The sequence below is a fragment of the Capnocytophaga sp. CM59 genome (assembly GCF_000293175.1).
GTDB lineage: Bacteria > Bacteroidota > Bacteroidia > Flavobacteriales > Flavobacteriaceae > Capnocytophaga > Capnocytophaga granulosa.
This window is the reverse complement of sequence record NZ_ALNN01000050.1, coordinates 1-16,648: the sequence shown is the minus strand read 5'-3', so window position 1 is coordinate 16,648 and position 16,648 is coordinate 1. Positions and strand designations below refer to the sequence as shown.

The following is a 16,648-nucleotide window of genomic DNA, read 5'->3' as shown; positions in this document are numbered from 1 at the left end:
AGTAGTGTTTTATCTCTATAAATACCGAAAGTAACTACAAAATTTGATAACATATCTGCATAATTATCTTTTAGCCATTCTAAGGACTTTAGGTCTTTGTAGAAGAGATACTGATTAAAATGAAATAACATAAGCCCATCTATTTCTGCTTCATCTCCGTCTGTATATATAATTCCCTTATCTTGAATAGCAATGTATGGACGGAGATCATCATTCAGCACCACTATATTTTGTGGTAGCAATTCTTTATTGATAAAAGAGTGTATTACTTTCTTATAGTGCTCCTCAGTAGGTTTTTTATAATTGTATTTTTCTAATTCAGCAACTATCTGAGGCATCATTTCTTGTATGTATTTACGGAAGTTAATATAAACTTCGCCGTCTTTAAAAATTGTATAATCTTCTATCTTTTGACTATAGCTATTAAAAGTTATTATTAAAAAAAGTATTATAATTTTCCAGTCCATTTTGTTTCTCCTATATTTTTGTTATTCCAATTAGATTCTTCTACTTCTCTTTCTTCAAGAATTATTTTTACATTATTCCAAATCTTAGCTTGTGAAACAAAGTTCCAGCTGTAGGACTTTCTGTATCTGAACAGATATTGCAAGTGCGTGAAAAATCTTTTCTGACTTGGTATTTTTTATGACCACATTTGCGACAGCAATATCCATCTTCCCATTTTATGGAAGCTAAGTATTCTTCACAATCTAAGTCTGTTTTAAAGCGTTCAGTAAACTCTAAGAGGCTTTGTCCCTTAAATAATTCCATAATACATTAATTTTCAGAGTGCAAATATATGAAAATACTTTGACACCTTAAAAATTATATTTTCTTCAAAGAAAGTTGCTCTGTAATTCGCAGTTCTAGCCCCATAAAGCCTGTTAGGTCTATCATTTGTTGCTCAGGAATATGGCGGTCTTTGCTCAAAACAAAATCAATGGAACCTCCACAGTCTAAGCGTGTGGCAGGGAAGAAACGAAAATTCGTATTTGCCCCCCTGTCCTGAATAGGTAAGTTCAAACTTGGCTGCAAGGAAATTATAAACATAATCTGTATATACGAATCCAGCATAAGGCCTTTGGGTAGGATTATATTCGCCATCTCCTCTTATGGATAAGTTGGCAAAGTTTATACCTCCCTTGAATCCTAAGCTACTACTGCGTACCCATTGTTCTTCTTGGGCGAAAACTGGGACCGCTACAAGAGATAAAATCAGATAAATAAGTTCTCTCATAAGTCAGAAGATTATCAAGTGCAAAAGTAGTAAATAATCAGCCAACTAACAAATGTGCTCATTTGTCAGTTTCCCAATAACCTCATAAGCTCTGCCGATAGGAATCTCTGTTTCCCCTATATATACAAACTGGTGAGTGTAGGAAGTGATGTGCTGCAAGTTCACCACATAGCTCTTATTGACACGTACAAATACTGACGCAGGGAGTTGGCTATGTATGTTTTTGAGGTTAATCCACGTGATGTAGCGGTCGGTAAAGGTGTGGATAATCACATAGTCCTTTAGCGCTTCTATATAGAGGATATCGCTATGAGGAATACGGTAATTGCGCCTATTGGCACGAATACTGATACATTGTGTATCAGTAGCTTCAAAGTCTGTTTTCTGCTGGGAGAGCAGTTGGTGATAACTTTCGGCTTTGGCAACCGCTTTTTTAAATCGTTCAGGGGTAATGGGCTTTACCAAATAGTCGATGGCATCTACCTCATAGCTCTCTAAGGCATATTGGCTATAAGCGGTGGTGAATATCACCAAAGTATGTTCAGGTAAGGTTCGGGCAAACTCTAAGCCGTTCACCCCAGGCATCTCGATATCTAAGAAGAGCAAATCCACCTCATTATTCTTCAGGAAGTCAGCAACACCTACCGCATTCCTGAAAGTGCCTACCACCTTCAAATGGCTGTATTGCCTGATGAGGCGCTCCATGCCTATACGAGCCAAAGGTTCGTCGTCTATAATCAAACAATTCATAAGGGCAAAGTTAAGGTTACTATATATTCTTGGGGCAAACGCTCTTGTGACAAGCTAAAACGCTCGCCATAGAGCAATTCCAATCGCCGATTTAGGTTGGGTAAGCCTATTCCACTACACTTGTGTTTGCGATGAGGCTCTAAAGGTACCGAATTGCGTACTGAAAAGAGTAGAAGCCCTTCTTTTTCCTCACATTTCATATAAATATAAGTAGGGGAGAGGGTGTCAACACTGTGTTTTACAGCATTTTCAGCTAAGATAAGCAGAATATTAGGGGGAATTTGTATGCCTTGTAGGTTTTTTTCGCTGTAAGTAATTTCATAAGTAAAATCATCACGACGCATTGCTTCCAAAGAGAGATAATCGTTTAAAAAACGCAGTTCCGAACTGAGAAAAACTCGTTCTTCGTGCGTTTGATACAGCAAATGTCGCAAGAAATCGGAGAGTTTGGTAATGGTATAAGAGGCTTTTTCGGAGTTGATATGCACCAATACATTAATGCTATTGAGCATATTGAATAAAAAATGGGGTTGTATTTGGCTACGGAGGGCTTGCAGTTCGCTTTCGGCAGCTTGTCGCTCCAATTCTTGCATCCTCTCGCTATCTTTTACCCATACTTGAAAGATTTTGATAAGCGTAGAAGTCATTATAAAGGGTACTACATATACCAAAGTAGAAAGAAGTATTACAGAAATAGGAGTTTTTGATGCCATTTTGATTTCTTTCCCAATCATATAGTCTTCCCATAGTACAAAATTGAGATAATAGCTAGAACCCAACATAAAAAATACCCATAGCGTAAGGAGGATGATATAAGTAGCGAGCTTCCCTTTGAAGAAAAAACGCGGAATAAGCACATACATATTTAGGTAAAAAGTAGCGGTAATCCCCAACCATTTCTCTATCCAATCCCAAAGGTCTATTATTCCTTCGTAATCACCCCATTGTCTACTTAGTGTGAAAAATAGCAATAATGAGCTACAAGCCACAATATGCCGATAGATACGAAATCTATCGGCAATAAGGAACTGCAAGAAGAGATTGTTCTTCAAAAATATGTATGGATTTTCGGTAGTCATTAGTTGTTAGTAGCCCCCGACTTACTTAGTCGGCAATTGCCGACAATCCCGAAGGGGGACAATCCGCAAAAGGGGGCATTAATTGTTTATACTTAATCAACTTTGCCAAAGTGTGAAACTTTGGCAAAGTGTAGCGACACAAAAGCAATTTTTGGACTTTTCGGACAACGCCTTATATCAAAATCTAACCATTAACCATTAATCATTAAAATCTGTACCCTACTCCTGTAAGAATAGACCGTGTGCGCAAATAGTCGCTACTGTGGCGAGGGTCTTCGGTAAGGAGATTGGCTAATCCTAAGTAGAAATTGGTTTCTATAAAGAGTCTCTCGTTGAAGTTGTATTCTAAACCCAAGAGCGCCCCATAGTCAAAATTTTCAATATTCTTTCTGGTAAATGAACGGTATTTGTTTTCAAAAGGAGTAACCTCAGGGATATAACTCACATAGCCTCCTACTTTAGGACGGAGCCCACTGATATCGTATTTGATAGCCAGAGGCACATCAATTCTGTGAAGTATTGTTTTTCCCTTTCCTATAGTGGAATGATTGGTATATATTGCCCTAAGATCTAACAATAATTTCTCAGAAGCAGGGATTTCAACAAAGAAACCACCATAAGAAGAGGTGCTAAAAGGCTTTTTGTCGGTTTTGTTTTGTCCTTCATATCGGTCGTCGTGAACATCTTTGCTCATCAATCCAATTCCAGTACCCGCATGGATGCCAAATTTTACTTGTGCTGTAGCCGTAGCGGTGAATGCTATCAAGGCTATAAATTATTCTTTTCATTTTTATATGTATTTTAAATTAATACTATAGAAATTGTATCTTTCCATCCGCAAAGGAGAACATTATCAATTGTTCATTGTTAATTTTTCTTGTATATTTCTTCAAAAGGAAGCCTAAAACGTTCTCCCCGAATACCTTGATCTTCACGCAGTCCGCAAGATACGAGCATATTCACTTCTGCTCCATAAGGCAGGTGTAATATCTTTTTTACGCGTCGGCTGTCAAAGCCTTCTATAGGGCAGGTGTCATAGCCTGCTTCAGCCATTGCCAGCATAAAGGTTTGCGCTACCAATCCGCAACTCTTGTGTACATTCACCCGCATATCACTTTCAGAAACGAGTTGCATCATAGGGTGAAACCAACTGCTAACTACCCCAAAAGTCTTGCGCAAAAGACCCAAAAGACCAAAACACCTGCCAAAGAGAAAAGGCATCAACTGGTTGTAAAACTTCTCTTGTTCCTTGATGCGCTTGGCTTGTTTCTCTGGCGGACTATTGCGCTGTATATTACCGCGTTCAAACTCTAAAACCTTCTTGGCGTGCAGACGGTGTTTGTCTTGTCGGGCAACGAATACTACCATTTGCTGTGCTGTAGTAGCTGTTTGCTGGTCAAGGCAAGCGTGTCCCAGCTTTTTGAGTAGTTCCTTATCGGTGATGTGATATACTTCATACAACTGCATATTATAGGTGGTAGGAGCCAGAGTAGCCAATTTAAGGCACTCCCGTACCTTTTCTTCACTAATAGGCGTAGGAGCGTAATAACGCACCGCCCTTCTAAAATCTAAAATATCTTTTAACATATTGTTTATTTGTTGTTACTTGTTAGAGAATGATGAGAAACTCAATGATATATTTCACGCTCATCAAATTTATCTACACTGAGGGTAAAAACAGCTTTCCCTTCGTCGTCAGTTGCCATTGATTTAGCGTAAAAAGTAGGTGGTGTCCGAAAAGTTTTATTTATATGGGCGTTTGCAAAACGCCCGTACATAACATACTTCAAAAATTATAGATAATCAGAGTAATCAACTTTGCCAAAGGTCGTAGCATAATCGTTCATTGTCAATTACTTAATTGTAATTCCCGCTGCAAAATACAACGCAGGCAAAAACACACTCGAACGCGCACTACCGTCTTCGTTCTTGGCTTCTGAGGCAAACATAGCACTGAGTTTGCGCTCTCTATAACGCCCTGAACGGACTAAACTTCCCCCTACAGTAAGTGGAATACTCACGTGTTTGCCTATCTTGAACTCAGGTTCTAATCCCACAAAAAAAGTTTGCGAAGAGAACATTTCTTTTTGTCCGTTGCGTCTTAGGTATGCCAAATAACCTCCTATATTAGTTACTAATTTCAAGCTGAGGTTTTCGCTATAATCATAGCCAAAAGCTACTTTCGTACCGTCAAGTAGATTGATATCTATAGTAAATTTATCGGAAAAGCCTCCTTTGTATTTGAGGTAAAATGCAGGAAACACCATAGGATAACCAAAACTGTTGTTAAGAGCCACGCCACCACCTATTTCAAGGTTAGGTTGCAAGTGCCATACAAGTATAAAAGCACCATTAGCCAAAACATTTTCGCCTATACGGATAGCCGATAGTCTATTTTCAGGGGTATAGCTCCCCGCACCCAGTGCCATAAGCATAGACCAACGTTCCTTTAACGGACGTAAGTGGATAGCACTTACCCCGAGGTTCATCACCTGAGAGGGGTGTTCTTTCCCCAAAGGGAAATTATGGTTGTCCATCTGTACAAAGGTACCATTAAGCGATACACCCCATACAGTAGGCCGCTGATAAGGATCGTCTTCCTTAGGGGCTTGCATGGAGAGGGGTACCAAGGCCCCCACTGAATAGATCATCGCCGAGCCATCGCCCGTATTAGTATCAGCTACGGCATCGTAGAACTTGGAGTTACTGATATACTCAGTCTTGATACTGATTTGTGCCAAGGCACTTGTCGCAAAATGTAATATTATAAAAGTGATAGCTTTTTTCATGGGGGAATGTTTCTAAGTATCGTGGGGCAAAAGTACTCAAAAATGAATCATCTAGTTCAAAAACCTAACTTTTCTATACCAAAAGCGGAATTTACTCGATAAAAAGAGTTAATGTGTCAAATAGCTGGGGCATCAATTAATGAAATATCTCATCAAGAGTAAAAGTATGTACGCCCTTGGGAGCGGTGGCTACTTCTTTACGCATTTTCTGAGCAAGGATAGCTGTAGGCATAGGGCGGTAACGCTTGAAAAGTCCTAATTTGTTGAGGAAAACAATCATCTTCAGTCCAAATTGTTCTCCCTTTCTATCCGACCCTTTACGCACTAATACAGAGGGTTGGAAAATAAGCAATCGAGCGAAACCAAGCGCTTTGATAGCGTCTTCTAACTGTCCTTTCATACGGTTGTAGAATAGCTTGGAGGGTGCCTTAGCTCCTGCAGCCGAGACGAGCACAAAGGTAGGTACTCCATTGTTGTGACAGAGCTCAGCAAAGTTGTATTGATAGTCGTAATCCACACGCCATTGGGCTTCTTTGCTACCAGCAACGGCTAAGGTAGTGCCTAAGCAAGAGAAAGCCACATCGCCCCGAAGCAAGTCAGCCCATGCCTTTGGGTTCTCAAAATCAACCACATGAGTGTGTAGCTTGGGGTGAGTGAGGGTTAAGGGCTTGCGTACAAAGCAATGTACCTCGCTGTAAGTATCGTCAGCTAAAAGCTGTGTTACTAAGTCTTTTCCTGTAGCGCCTGTAGCGCCAATAATGAGAGCTTTCATAAAGTTCAATAATTAGCTAAATATAGAAAGCCATTCCTCAATATTCCTCTCGCATTTTGATAACCTTTTAAGTATTTTATTATCAGTGCTTTCCTTATAAAATAAGCTATTATTTTGTCGCAAAAATACGCTTTTTTTGCGACAAAACAAGCGTGTTTTTATTATACTTTCTTCAAAAAAGAATCTTCTATATCGCTTACCACTACCACAAAATCATCGGTAGAAGGAATGCCAAGAGATACCCAGTCTTCTTTGAGGCGTTTGGCACAAGCGACTAATAGCTTCGTGGCAGTCTCCTTGGTCGTAAAGTTTTATTGCTTGTTCTCTCATAGGGTTTATATTGGTTTTCTATATTGACGATATAGCAAATACCCGCCGACCTTTTTCACTTGCCTCTATATAGCCTTTCTTTTGGAACTGCGCTAACTGTTGTTTCACAGCAGTGGGCGAGATATGGGCTTTTGCAGCCAGTTCGGTAATACTTATATCAGGATTCTGCTCTAAAATACTCAAAAGCACAGCGGAGGCTTCGCTACGGAAAGCTATACGCTGTCCATCATACCACCATATATGAGGCCTTGTTTCGGTAGCAAAGGCAATGAGGTATTGCAATTCGGTTGCCACCCAATCCTTGAAAAAGCGCAAAAAAGGACTTATTTGTGAGGGTGAGGCCGTAGCTCCTAACGAAGGGGCTTTTCCGACCCGCACATCGCTCTCATGTAGGGCATCAAGGTATTGCTCTTTGTTACGATGTCTCACCACCAACATAGGGTACTTATGTCGCGCCAAGATATAGTTTACCAGCAGGCGTGCCATACGCCCATTACCATCTTCAAAAGGGTGTATACGGATATAGCGATAGTGAAACAGAGCAGCTAATTCCAAAGGGTGTAGTGCTTGGAAGGCTTCCGCTTGGTTGTACCAATCTACCAAATCGGTCATCAGAGCAGGAGTCTCTTGGGGTGAGGCATATTCAAAACGGTCTCCATAGCGGGTAATTACGCTGTTAGGACGTGATTTGTAAGCCCCTGCGTGTATCACATAGTGGGTAGTGGTACCATCGGGGAGGGTACGATATACCGTATAGTCTTCCCTGAGGAGTGTTTGGTGCAATAGGCGAATAAAGTGCTGGGTAAGAGGCTTATCCTCGAAGAGTTCCTCTTGCAACATCTGTACAGTTACCTCACTGGCTTTCATGTCGTTGAAGTCCTTGAGGGAACCCTCGCCTGATACCCTACCAAAGAGCAATAACAATTCTGTCTGCCCATAAGTGAGTGTATTGCCCTCTATATGGTTGCTATTGTAGTTGTAATCTACCGTAAAGCGCTGAGAGAGCAAGTGCTGTTTGCGCTCGCTTAGGGGTTGTAAGTCCTGCCATTGCTCAAAAAGTTTGTCTATTTTGTTCATGTTTATGGACAGTTGCTAAGGCAGGTTTATCTTTTTGAGTTCGCCAGCAGGGGTTAGCAATAGTGCCTCTTTAGCCTTATTTTTATCAGGGTGATTGACACTCATTTTCATCTCATAGACCACTTGTATCATCGGCTCTACGATAATAGGATTGAGTACCACATCAAAATCTCGGTTAGCAATAGGTTGGTAATACTGGGTAACGGACTTGCTGGCTTGCATGACATTGCCTGCACGCTTGCTCGGTATAGGGGTACTGCTATAGGCCTCGTAGGTGTTATATAGCTCTGAAGGAGAGGTCAAGGAAAAGCCATCGGTTATCTTCTTTTCAGCAGAGGCAAAGCTCTCACCTAGGGTCGCCTCATAGAGCTTTTGTTTTTCAGCAAAGGCGGCTTTGACCTTCTCTTTGAGTTCCTTCTTTATGGTCTCTAACTCAGTACTGTAGTAGTCCATACGCACAAGGTCATAAATCTCACTATTGGCCAAGAGGGTGATTAGCTCATTGAGACGAGTAGCCTCATGGAGCTTGATATGCAGGTTCTGCTTGAGTTCGAAGCCTGTAGGCACTTCATTGTACGTGCGCTTGCTAAATACTTTCTTCTCGGTCTCAAATTCGTACATAGGGACAAAGGAGATCATATCCACAAAAGCCTCCATGTTCTTAGCCTTTAGGGCAGAGAGCACAGGGGAAAGACGCTGACTCATCAGGGAGGTAGCCTCTTCGGCGGTCTTTCCTGTCTGCGTTATACTAAAGATAGCCACAAAGGCATCGGCCTTGATATTGGCCAGTCCCTTGGCTGAGACTACCATATCGTAATTGGTAGAGAAATCAACCGAGAAGTTGCTGTTACTGATGCTATTTCGGCCTCTGTTTTGGTAATTGAGGTTTCCTGAGGCCTGCCCAAAACCGAGCATTGTGCTCACAAGGGCTACGGAGAAAAAGAAATTTTTCATATTATTTTCTGTTTTTGTTTCGATCTTGTAAATCTGTATCCCAAAAATCATGCTCTTTGTCAAGGAAGACTATGTAAAAGACATCATTTTCCAAGAATCCTGCCACTACTTCTTTGCTTTTGGGTTTGATATGAATCACTGCCCAATTATCGGGGGTTACGTGTTTGGGTTCTTTTCTTCGCCCCAAGAGCTTGTAAGTGTCCTTGTTTTCTGTCAAAGTTATTCTTCTTTGCCATACATTAAGTCAATCATATTAGAGGTAATATCCATACTTTCGGCTGCACCAAAGGTAGAGGCTAAGTATTTCTTTCTGAAATCAGAGCTGTTGCGTACTACTTTAACATCAAAATCGGATAGTGAATAGAGGTGAGAAGCCCCAAACTGATCTCTATCTACAAACCATATCTGGTCTCTGCGCAAAATATCCTTATCTAACAAATTCACATCGTGGGCAGTAAATACAAATTGTACCTCCTTGCGATTGAACTCCTGAAAAAGTTGTAATAGTTTCCAACTAAGATTGGGGTGTAGCTTAGAGTCTAACTCATCAATGAATAGTACTCTACTATTGAGCAAAGTATCATATACCGCCCCTAATAGGTAAATAAGCTTCTGAGTACCATCACTTTCCTCTTCTAAAGCAAAGGGAACACTATCTATGATAAAACTATTTTCATCGTATTTGTTGTGGAAAACAAGCAAATGATCTTCTTTGGAGATACCTATCTGAGATATTTCTAAGAAACGAAGTGCATAGGAGAGCCATATTTTAAATTCAGGAAGTTCTTTGTATAGGGTTTTGGTAACTTTCTTGTAAAAAGCATCGTCCAATCCGTCTATCACATTTATATTCATAAAAAAATGCAACAAAGGTTGTATATCCTTGGAGTTGTTTTGTGCCAAATAACTTGCCAAAAGTACATTGCTATTTACATTGTTCTTGTATTTTGTACCATCAGTAAACTCTGTTTTATGAATGCTGAAATCAGTACCTTGTCGCTTAAACAGACATACTTCTTTACCATTCTTCTTATAGAACCACTCTGATAGAATGTCAAAGCCTTTTACTTCAAACCCATAACGATAGATAATGTTATCCGATAGAAAAGTAACCTCAAATAGAGTAGGTTGTACCTCGGTCTGGCTACTTAGTTTAAAATAATAATCGGTTCTTCCTCTTTCTTCTTCTTTTTTTAGAGATTCGGAGTAAGAAAGGCGCATCAGTTGCCCCATAAAGGCAATAGCTTTCATAAAATTACTCTTTCCACCCCCATTACTTCCGTAGATAGCGGCTGTTTTTAGCAAACTAAAGTCTCTTGTGGTATTTATAACATTGGTTGAAGCTAATTCTTTAAACGACTTGATAGCTGTCATATTAAAATAAGCCTCCTCCTTGTAAGAGGTAAAATTCTTAAACCTAAAAGTAATTAACATAGTTGAGGTAATTATGGACAAAGATACAAAATAAAACAACAAATTACCAAATAATGGTAATTTTATATTTTTAATGGTATTGAAACCCCTGCCGAGAAGCGGAATTTGCCTGTCTCAAAAGGATAGTTTTCGCTTATTTTACCCCATGGGAATGCATATCCTGCTTTTACATAGAAAATAAGAATTTGAATACCTGCTTCAGGGGCAAAGTAGTAGGGGGAAAAATTCAACTGAGGACGCAACATGAGTATAGGAATATCTACAAAACTACCGTGTGACTCATCCGCTCTGATCCAAGCCGAGAGTTGCGCTTCGGGGATAGCGATGAGTTTTTTGTCTTCCGAACGGAAATTGCCCGCAAGCCCTGCCAATAGTACAAATTTTTCGCTATCATAACAGCTGAAATGTAGCCCCAACTGTCCATAGCTACTGCCTTGCTTGAGGTAACTTGCATCTATGACGGGGATTCTGCTGTCAGAGGTTTGGGCTACAGCAGGCAGGGCTATCCACATACATAGTAGTAAAAGGAGTTTTTTCATCAGATTCCGATTTTATTTTTTTAACATAAGCATATTGACCTCTTGGATAAAGAAGTTGAGATTTTGATTGAGCGAATGTATTACTGATTGCATTTGGTCAAACATCTCGGCACGGGTATGCAAATCACCCGCATTATAGACGCCTCCATCGCTAAAAACAACTGCTTTTAGTGCCTTTTCTTTGTCATTGTCAAAAAGATGTTTGATCCATCTCTTTTGTGTGTTTCGCAAAACGGAGCTTTCTCCTGAATTGGTAAAACGAGGCTCATTAATCATATACCACACAAAGGGCGGAAATTCAATATCATTTTTCTCGGTCATAAAACAACGCAACAGATTGCGAGGGTGTTGTAGTATTATCTTTTTCCCTTTGGGATTAAGCGTAAGGAAGCTCAAGCCCGCACCGAGTATTCCGCTACCTACAGCAACTCCCTTATTCCAACCATCATCGGCTATATAAGCGCCCGCCACAGCGGAGGCTGCTCCCACAAGTATGGAGGCTACCGTAAGGCGGGTAACATTCTTGTCGTTGATGTCACTTAGCGTGGTAGCTATTTGGTCTATACGCTCTTCTTCACAATCCAATTCCGCAGTTACCGAATTCATCTGTGAGAAAATAGCGTTAATCTTGCTATGGATTTCTATTTTTAAGGTATTGCGCTTTAGTTGTGCTTGCTCAGAAGGATCATCGGCCAAAGCGATTAATGATAATAAAGCCTCATCGGTATCGGAGGCATAAGCGATCAGGATATTTCTGGAGGATAGTTTCCCTTCAAAAAGTTTTTTGCCCAACGCAAGCTTTGCTTCATCAATTACTATAGGAGCTTCTTTCTCCTTTGTCACTGTATAGGGCGGAGGGACACAATAGTCATCAGGAGCTTTTATTTTCTTGGAAGATGCACAACCTATACAGAGTAAAAGGATAGGTAAAAAAAGGTGCTTGAAACTTATATTCATAAAACTAATTTTCGTATTTTTCTGTAAAATAGGAGACCAAAAGAGCAACCGAAATAGCTATACACACGCAGAAGTCGCCCACGATGGCTAAAGGGAATAGGAGGGCGGTTCTGAGCGTACTACCAAAAGTTTTTTGGCGTTTTTCCAAAAGGTGTAGGGTAATGAATATTTTTAGGTTCAAAAATGGGCTATTTAGTGCGGCAAATATACAAAAAATAATGATTAATTTTGTATATTTGTAGCTTTGTAGTATATACTAATCTTCGATTATGTATCAAATAAAAACAAGTGATTTTTTCAATCATACCCTAGATAAGGAATTAAGGGATATTGATATTGTTAAGAATCTCTCAGAAGAATCTTTTACAACGGGAAGTAGTATTTTATACGCTATATATTCATCAAAATACAAGATAGAGTTCTGCTTTAAAGAAAATAGAAAGCTCCACTATATTATGATAGAGGAACTCTCTGAGCAGGGAGATAACAAGAATATAGCCCTTGAGTATATAGATGACCTGCATCTATTTGATATGAAGAGAGAAGAATTAGCAACTCTTTTAGGACAGCCTATTACGGATCATACACTTATACAGAATCATATAGAACTCTATCTGTCAGAAGCGCAAGTAGATAGTTTGTATTATTTTAACATCAGTTCAGTATAGAAGTTTTTTACAAACTTGTCTTAGGTTATGATTTTAATGAGTCAATTAGTAAACTTTCTCATTAGTTCTTCTGATCGTTTGCGCCCTGCTAAATAATGGGGATCAAGCTCTATGGCTTTTTGCAAATAGGCGAGGGCTTGCGAGCGATACTTGCGCTGTGGGTGTTGCTTTGCCCACGCCCAATACACGAAACTCATTATTTTCCAAGAGGCGTACTCAGGGTGTTGTGCTTGCTTTCGGATGATGTTCTCAAAGTCTATTTTAGCCAAAGCACGCTTACTGAAGTAAAACCAAGGTAGGTTTTCGGCTACGCTACCGCGCATAAATTCAGGAAGATAGTGTATTGCTCCATACTTTTGTATAGCAGTTTCAAAGAGTTTAAAACTTTTGCCAATGAGTGAAAGCTTAAAAGTTTCGGCAGCTACTAAAGCCATTGCTGATGCCTTGTAAGAGAGAATAAAGGGCTGTAATGCCTCTGAGGCTTTGGGGTGTGCTTCACATTCTGATAGAATAGTGAGGCTCTTTTGTGCATAGCCTTTGTAGTGCTTATTGAAAAAGCCTAAATTTAGGGCTACTTCGTGATAAATGATCCCTAAGCGCACTTTGTTAAGCAAGGAAGGATTTGCTTTGTAATCAGCTTCAATTTCAGGAAGTTTGGCTTGGAGGAGGTCGTTGTCGATGAATTCCATTACATCGTCTAAGGCAATTTGATAATCGTTGAGTGTTCTCATTATGTCTTCTTTTTGAATTCGGGGCAAAAGTACAACACAATGAGCTTCCCACTCGTTGACTTAAGTTAAGATTTTTTGGAGTGCATACGTTTGAGCAATCGGCTAAAACTTTCGGGGCTGATACCCAGTAGGTTGGCGATGTACTTTTGAGGTACTCGCTGAAAGAGTTCTGGACGCGAATGCAATAGATGCTCAAAGCGTTCTTCGGGTTTATCAGCAGCGAGGTACATAGCGGTATCAGTAGCACGTTGTAGGATTTGCTCAGTCATTAAGCGTGCGAAAGTTTCAAAGTTGTGATGCTCAGCATAAAGAGAAAAAAGGTCTTCTTTACTGATACGATATACAATAGTTTCCTCTAAGGCTTGTAATGAGAGATTAGAAGCGGAACCGCTGTTAAAACTCATAAAAGAGGTTGTCCATTGGTTTTCAAGTGAAATGTCACAGGTTTTTTCATTGCCGTCGTCCTTGGTATGGAAATGACGTACACACCCTTTGGCGATAAAAAAGAGATAGTTACAAGGATCAGGAGCCTCTAAGAGCATTGCTTTCTTAGCGAAAATACGTTCAGTAAAATATTTATCTACTGCGTTGAGTTCTTCCTTAGTAAAAGGAAGAACTTGTTGAAAATGTTTTTTTAAAGAATCAAACATAATGGTTAATTATTACTCCGCCATTTCTCCATCATAAGGGAATAGACGGTTAGACAAGAAGTTTCGTTCTTTATTTTATGGCTTTTTCTTGATATTTGCCTTCGTGAAAGTATTCATAAGCACTAGCTTCCAATTCCCCGCAATCTGTACATTAACAAATTTACCAATGAGCAAATCCATATATTTCTCTTTCATTTCATTAGAAAGAAAACTACGCTCAATCCATAGCTTCCAACTAGGTAACGTTTTAGCAAACCGCTGATAAATAGCGTTTACTGTTTTTTCGTTTATCTGTAAGGAAATCAAACATATATTATTGCAAATTACTTGTTGTTTTATTCTTTTTCTTAGAACTCTTTGCTTTGCTGTTGAACTCTAAACAGAGTTGTAACCAAAAATCAAAATCTTCTTTTTGCTTATACCCTGAAGGCTCTACATAACAATATCCTGAGAGTTCTTTTCCTCTCATTACCACTGGCGAGAAACCTTCTCTTTCGGAAAGTTCTTCTGTCTGTTTAGGATCAAACCTACACATTAAGGAATCCTCTCCTATATTGATGCACATCTTGTCATTCACCAAGAAAGCCAAACCGCCAAACATCGCTTTTTCTTCTACTGTAATATGGGGAATTTCGGCTAAATATTCGCGAACTCTATTCGCAAGTGTTATACTATAAGCCATTTTTTTATTAGATTTTTGAGCTAAAATAGTTTAAAGCTACTATAGTTCCCAGATGTCTCGATTCGTGCATATTGTTTACATACATAGCTTCTTCTATAGTATCAATAGAAAATAAACCTACCTTAACCGTCGGAAACTCATTGAATAGCCTTGTCTGATAATCTTCTTGTAATTGATTTACTGTACTAAGTAACAATTCCTTTACTTGGTAGATTTCTCCCTTTGAAGGTGCAATCTTTTGAGGAAAGGTGCCACGATTATATTTCTCTAAAAAATCATTGCTTATTAGCAGTTTATTTCCACTGAGCTGATAACATAAGAATTGCTGTACAGCAATACAATGTGCTATATTCCAAAAGATGTTATTAGAAAAACCTGTTGGGATATAGCCTAATTGTTCAGGGGTAAGACTATCTAAGTAAGTCAATAGGTTTTTGCGAATGGATAAAAGAAAGTCAAAGTGTTTTGTTTTTGTCATTTTTTAATACTTTTTAGAAATCGGGGGCAAAAGTACTGCCTTCAAACTAAAAAAATCTTGCCATAAGACAAGATTTTTACATTTCTTTCCTGATACGACTTAGCGAAGTATCTGTAATACCTAAATAAGTAGCTATATGTTTTAAGGGGGCGTACTTTATAGCACTGGGTTTTTCCTTTATAAACTGCATATAGCGTTCTTTGGCAGGGAGTGTAATCATTTCGAGGGAACGTTTCTTTGCCTCAAATAATTTCTCTGTCATAAAGAGTCGCCCCCATTCGGAATATCCTTTTAGACTGTGATAAAGTTCCTGAAAACTGTCATAATCTATATGCCACCCCTCACAATCAGTAAGGGCTTGGATATTTTCGGCAGAAGGCAAATGCTTAAAAAGAGAAAGTTCTTGCACGATAATTTCACCTTCACAAAAGAAGTCGGTAGTGATATCATTCCCTTCATAGTCATACACGAAGGCGCGAGCAACTCCCCTCTGGAAGATGAGATAACCACGAGCTATTTCGTCCTTGTGTAAGATAAAATCGCCTTTGCGAAAAACAATAGGCTGATGGGCTTTTTGTATTTGTTGCAATTCTTGCGCCCCTATGAGAGGGTGTTTGTATATGTTTTGAAATAAGTTATGTGTCATTGTTCTCCTTACATATTTTTTCAATGTTATCTGTAGTAAGTAAATTTTTGTTGAAAGTTAGAATAATAGGATTTTCTATATCGTAAGTTATATCATACAGTTTTTTTTCCTTCACACAAAGTAATAGCCAAGCAATGGTATTTTCAACCACTTGTTTGGTATTAGGTTCATTCTCATCAGTGATATCCATATCAAAAAAGACTTTGATAAATATACTATCTCCCGAAATACGATCTATTCTTGTGAAAGCTTCAGGGTAATGTTTCCAATCTAAGGAACTTGATTGTACAATTTTTGAAATAATTTCTCCACAATCTAATTCTTCCTCTTGTTTATTTTGATTGTTATTACTTTGATTATTAATAAAATCACAAGAGACAAGTACTCCTATAAAGAAGAAAAGATAAATTATTTTTCTAATCATTTTGATTGTTTTTTAATTATCATTTAAACGATTCCTTTTTCAATGTATCACAAAGTTTGCTTTGTACAGTCTTGCGTATTTGTGCAAATTGCTCAGGGATTAAAGTTTATTTCATTCCTCAACAAGAGTTACTACCCCTACTTCGGCACCGAAGAGAGCCAATACTTGATTTACTTTATCCAAACGCAAGGTGCTTTTGCCCTGCTCTAATTCGCGAACAAAGCGTAGTCCAACGCCCGCTCGCATGGCCAACTCAGGCTGTGTAAGACGTAGCTGCTTACGCCTTTGCTTTACAAAAGAAGCGATACTCATAATTAACAAATGGACTAATTAGCAAATGTGCTAATTAGTTTATACCTTTTCGGGTGCAAATATACGCAATTTTTTGAATATATACCTTTTCGGGTATAAATAATTGGAGGTGATTTAAAAAGTATGATGAAGTAAAAAG

The 16,648-nt window shown here is 39.0% G+C and carries 22 protein-coding genes and 2 pseudogenes; 1 reads left to right on the top strand and 23 read right to left on the bottom strand.

The genetic code is table 11. The features are described 5' to 3' along the window. From HMPREF1154_RS10330 to HMPREF1154_RS13555, 16 genes and pseudogenes are all read right to left on the bottom strand, one after another. Positions 1-467 (bottom strand): annotated as a pseudogene (locus HMPREF1154_RS10330) (hypothetical protein); the annotation flags it as partial. A gap of 73 nt (positions 468-540) precedes the next feature. Next, positions 541-771, bottom strand: a pseudogene (locus HMPREF1154_RS10325) (transposase); the annotation flags it as partial. A gap of 54 nt (positions 772-825) precedes the next feature. Continuing rightward, positions 826-1,104 carry a hypothetical protein gene (locus tag HMPREF1154_RS10320; RefSeq protein WP_009642522.1) on the bottom strand — a complete coding sequence of 93 codons (279 nt, stop codon included), beginning with the start codon at positions 1,102-1,104 and terminating at the stop codon, positions 826-828. A 178-nt stretch (positions 1,105-1,282) separates the two neighbouring features. Next, the gene (locus tag HMPREF1154_RS10315) at positions 1,283-1,987 is read right to left on the bottom strand and encodes a LytR/AlgR family response regulator transcription factor (RefSeq protein WP_009642523.1); all 705 of its coding nucleotides are present in this window, start codon (positions 1,985-1,987) and stop codon (positions 1,283-1,285) included. Further along, a complete protein-coding gene (locus tag HMPREF1154_RS10310) occupies positions 1,984-3,066 on the bottom strand; it encodes a sensor histidine kinase (RefSeq protein ID WP_009642525.1) in 1,083 nt (360 codons plus the stop codon). Before HMPREF1154_RS10310 ends, HMPREF1154_RS10315 begins: the two co-directional genes overlap by 4 nt. A 205-nt stretch (positions 3,067-3,271) precedes the next feature. Next, on the bottom strand, positions 3,272-3,832 hold the full coding sequence (locus HMPREF1154_RS10305) for an outer membrane beta-barrel protein (protein ID WP_009642517.1): 561 nt from the start codon (positions 3,830-3,832) through the stop codon (positions 3,272-3,274). A gap of 101 nt (positions 3,833-3,933) precedes the next feature. Next, the gene (locus HMPREF1154_RS10300; protein WP_009642538.1) at positions 3,934-4,653 is read right to left on the bottom strand and encodes a nitroreductase family protein; all 720 of its coding nucleotides are present in this window, start codon (positions 4,651-4,653) and stop codon (positions 3,934-3,936) included. Positions 4,654-4,919: 266 nt separating this feature from the next. Then, positions 4,920-5,855 carry a DUF6268 family outer membrane beta-barrel protein gene (locus tag HMPREF1154_RS10295; protein ID WP_009642534.1) on the bottom strand — a complete coding sequence of 312 codons (936 nt, stop codon included), beginning with the start codon at positions 5,853-5,855 and terminating at the stop codon, positions 4,920-4,922. 136 nt (positions 5,856-5,991) lie between these two features. Further along, positions 5,992-6,627, bottom strand: a complete 636-nt coding sequence (locus HMPREF1154_RS10290) for an NAD(P)H-binding protein (RefSeq protein WP_009642520.1) — start codon at positions 6,625-6,627, stop codon at positions 5,992-5,994. A gap of 348 nt (positions 6,628-6,975) precedes the next feature. Then, positions 6,976-8,034, bottom strand: coding sequence for a Fic family protein (locus HMPREF1154_RS10285; RefSeq protein ID WP_009642516.1), 1,059 nt, complete (start codon positions 8,032-8,034; stop codon positions 6,976-6,978). A 15-nt stretch (positions 8,035-8,049) separates the two neighbouring features. Beyond that, complete coding sequence (locus tag HMPREF1154_RS10280) at positions 8,050-8,988, bottom strand: SIMPL domain-containing protein (protein WP_009642537.1); 939 nt, start codon at positions 8,986-8,988, stop codon at positions 8,050-8,052. 1 nt (position 8,989) lies between these two features. Then, complete coding sequence (locus tag HMPREF1154_RS10275) at positions 8,990-9,205, bottom strand: hypothetical protein (protein WP_009642530.1); 216 nt, start codon at positions 9,203-9,205, stop codon at positions 8,990-8,992. A 2-nt stretch (positions 9,206-9,207) separates the two neighbouring features. Next, positions 9,208-10,422 carry an AAA family ATPase gene (locus HMPREF1154_RS10270; RefSeq protein WP_009642521.1) on the bottom strand — a complete coding sequence of 405 codons (1,215 nt, stop codon included), beginning with the start codon at positions 10,420-10,422 and terminating at the stop codon, positions 9,208-9,210. A 62-nt stretch (positions 10,423-10,484) separates the two neighbouring features. Next, entirely contained in the window at positions 10,485-10,961 is a 477-nt protein-coding gene (locus tag HMPREF1154_RS10265; protein WP_009642526.1) for a hypothetical protein, read from the bottom strand. A gap of 12 nt (positions 10,962-10,973) precedes the next feature. Further along, positions 10,974-11,918: a hypothetical protein gene (locus HMPREF1154_RS10260; protein ID WP_009642524.1), complete on the bottom strand. Its 945-nt coding sequence runs from the start codon at positions 11,916-11,918 to the stop codon at positions 10,974-10,976. Between the two features lie 4 nt (positions 11,919-11,922). Further along, positions 11,923-12,099 carry a hypothetical protein gene (locus HMPREF1154_RS13555; RefSeq protein ID WP_009642519.1) on the bottom strand — a complete coding sequence of 59 codons (177 nt, stop codon included), beginning with the start codon at positions 12,097-12,099 and terminating at the stop codon, positions 11,923-11,925. 88 nt (positions 12,100-12,187) lie between these two features. Here HMPREF1154_RS13555 and HMPREF1154_RS10255 point away from each other — a divergent pair, with 88 nt between their 5' ends. Next, on the top strand, positions 12,188-12,586 hold the full coding sequence (locus tag HMPREF1154_RS10255) for a hypothetical protein (RefSeq protein ID WP_009642528.1): 399 nt from the start codon (positions 12,188-12,190) through the stop codon (positions 12,584-12,586). A 41-nt stretch (positions 12,587-12,627) separates the two neighbouring features. On the opposite strand, the gene HMPREF1154_RS10250 is transcribed toward HMPREF1154_RS10255, so the two are convergent. The 7 genes from HMPREF1154_RS10250 to HMPREF1154_RS10215 all read right to left on the bottom strand — a co-directional run bounded on the left by HMPREF1154_RS10250 (position 12,628) and on the right by HMPREF1154_RS10215 (position 16,509). After that, positions 12,628-13,317 carry a hypothetical protein gene (locus HMPREF1154_RS10250; protein WP_009642518.1) on the bottom strand — a complete coding sequence of 230 codons (690 nt, stop codon included), beginning with the start codon at positions 13,315-13,317 and terminating at the stop codon, positions 12,628-12,630. Positions 13,318-13,382: 65 nt separating this feature from the next. After that, a complete protein-coding gene (locus HMPREF1154_RS10245; protein ID WP_009642529.1) occupies positions 13,383-13,967 on the bottom strand; it encodes a Crp/Fnr family transcriptional regulator in 585 nt (194 codons plus the stop codon). Between the two features lie 313 nt (positions 13,968-14,280). Next, a complete protein-coding gene (locus HMPREF1154_RS10235) occupies positions 14,281-14,649 on the bottom strand; it encodes a TfoX/Sxy family protein (protein ID WP_009642533.1) in 369 nt (122 codons plus the stop codon). Positions 14,650-14,656: 7 nt separating this feature from the next. Next, positions 14,657-15,127 carry a DinB family protein gene (locus tag HMPREF1154_RS10230; RefSeq protein ID WP_009642536.1) on the bottom strand — a complete coding sequence of 157 codons (471 nt, stop codon included), beginning with the start codon at positions 15,125-15,127 and terminating at the stop codon, positions 14,657-14,659. A 76-nt stretch (positions 15,128-15,203) separates the two neighbouring features. Next, complete coding sequence (locus HMPREF1154_RS10225; RefSeq protein WP_009642532.1) at positions 15,204-15,773, bottom strand: Crp/Fnr family transcriptional regulator; 570 nt, start codon at positions 15,771-15,773, stop codon at positions 15,204-15,206. Next, entirely contained in the window at positions 15,763-16,197 is a 435-nt protein-coding gene (locus tag HMPREF1154_RS10220) for a hypothetical protein (RefSeq protein WP_009642535.1), read from the bottom strand. The genes HMPREF1154_RS10225 and HMPREF1154_RS10220 overlap by 11 nt, the downstream gene beginning before the upstream one ends. 111 nt (positions 16,198-16,308) lie before the next feature. Continuing rightward, positions 16,309-16,509 carry a helix-turn-helix transcriptional regulator gene (locus HMPREF1154_RS10215; RefSeq protein ID WP_009642527.1) on the bottom strand — a complete coding sequence of 67 codons (201 nt, stop codon included), beginning with the start codon at positions 16,507-16,509 and terminating at the stop codon, positions 16,309-16,311. Between the last annotated feature and the right edge of the window lie 139 nt (positions 16,510-16,648).

Coding starts and splice junctions, on each gene's coding strand:
- HMPREF1154_RS10320 (WP_009642522.1), bottom strand. CDS start 1,104: ATGGCGAATATAATCCTACCCAAAGGCCTTATGCTGGATTCGTATATA.
- HMPREF1154_RS10315 (WP_009642523.1), bottom strand. CDS start 1,987: ATGAATTGTTTGATTATAGACGACGAACCTTTGGCTCGTATAGGCATG.
- HMPREF1154_RS10310 (WP_009642525.1), bottom strand. CDS start 3,066: ATGACTACCGAAAATCCATACATATTTTTGAAGAACAATCTCTTCTTG.
- HMPREF1154_RS10300 (WP_009642538.1), bottom strand. CDS start 4,653: ATGTTAAAAGATATTTTAGATTTTAGAAGGGCGGTGCGTTATTACGCT.
- HMPREF1154_RS10295 (WP_009642534.1), bottom strand. CDS start 5,855: ATGAAAAAAGCTATCACTTTTATAATATTACATTTTGCGACAAGTGCC.
- HMPREF1154_RS10290 (WP_009642520.1), bottom strand. CDS start 6,627: ATGAAAGCTCTCATTATTGGCGCTACAGGCGCTACAGGAAAAGACTTA.
- HMPREF1154_RS10285 (WP_009642516.1), bottom strand. CDS start 8,034: ATGAACAAAATAGACAAACTTTTTGAGCAATGGCAGGACTTACAACCC.
- HMPREF1154_RS10280 (WP_009642537.1), bottom strand. CDS start 8,988: ATGAAAAATTTCTTTTTCTCCGTAGCCCTTGTGAGCACAATGCTCGGT.
- HMPREF1154_RS10270 (WP_009642521.1), bottom strand. CDS start 10,422: ATGTTAATTACTTTTAGGTTTAAGAATTTTACCTCTTACAAGGAGGAG.
- HMPREF1154_RS10265 (WP_009642526.1), bottom strand. CDS start 10,961: ATGAAAAAACTCCTTTTACTACTATGTATGTGGATAGCCCTGCCTGCT.
- HMPREF1154_RS10260 (WP_009642524.1), bottom strand. CDS start 11,918: ATGAATATAAGTTTCAAGCACCTTTTTTTACCTATCCTTTTACTCTGT.
- HMPREF1154_RS10255 (WP_009642528.1), top strand. CDS start 12,188: ATGTATCAAATAAAAACAAGTGATTTTTTCAATCATACCCTAGATAAG.
- HMPREF1154_RS10250 (WP_009642518.1), bottom strand. CDS start 13,317: ATGAGAACACTCAACGATTATCAAATTGCCTTAGACGATGTAATGGAA.
- HMPREF1154_RS10245 (WP_009642529.1), bottom strand. CDS start 13,967: ATGTTTGATTCTTTAAAAAAACATTTTCAACAAGTTCTTCCTTTTACT.
- HMPREF1154_RS10235 (WP_009642533.1), bottom strand. CDS start 14,649: ATGGCTTATAGTATAACACTTGCGAATAGAGTTCGCGAATATTTAGCC.
- HMPREF1154_RS10230 (WP_009642536.1), bottom strand. CDS start 15,127: ATGACAAAAACAAAACACTTTGACTTTCTTTTATCCATTCGCAAAAAC.
- HMPREF1154_RS10225 (WP_009642532.1), bottom strand. CDS start 15,773: ATGACACATAACTTATTTCAAAACATATACAAACACCCTCTCATAGGG.
- HMPREF1154_RS10220 (WP_009642535.1), bottom strand. CDS start 16,197: ATGATTAGAAAAATAATTTATCTTTTCTTCTTTATAGGAGTACTTGTC.
- HMPREF1154_RS10215 (WP_009642527.1), bottom strand. CDS start 16,509: ATGAGTATCGCTTCTTTTGTAAAGCAAAGGCGTAAGCAGCTACGTCTT.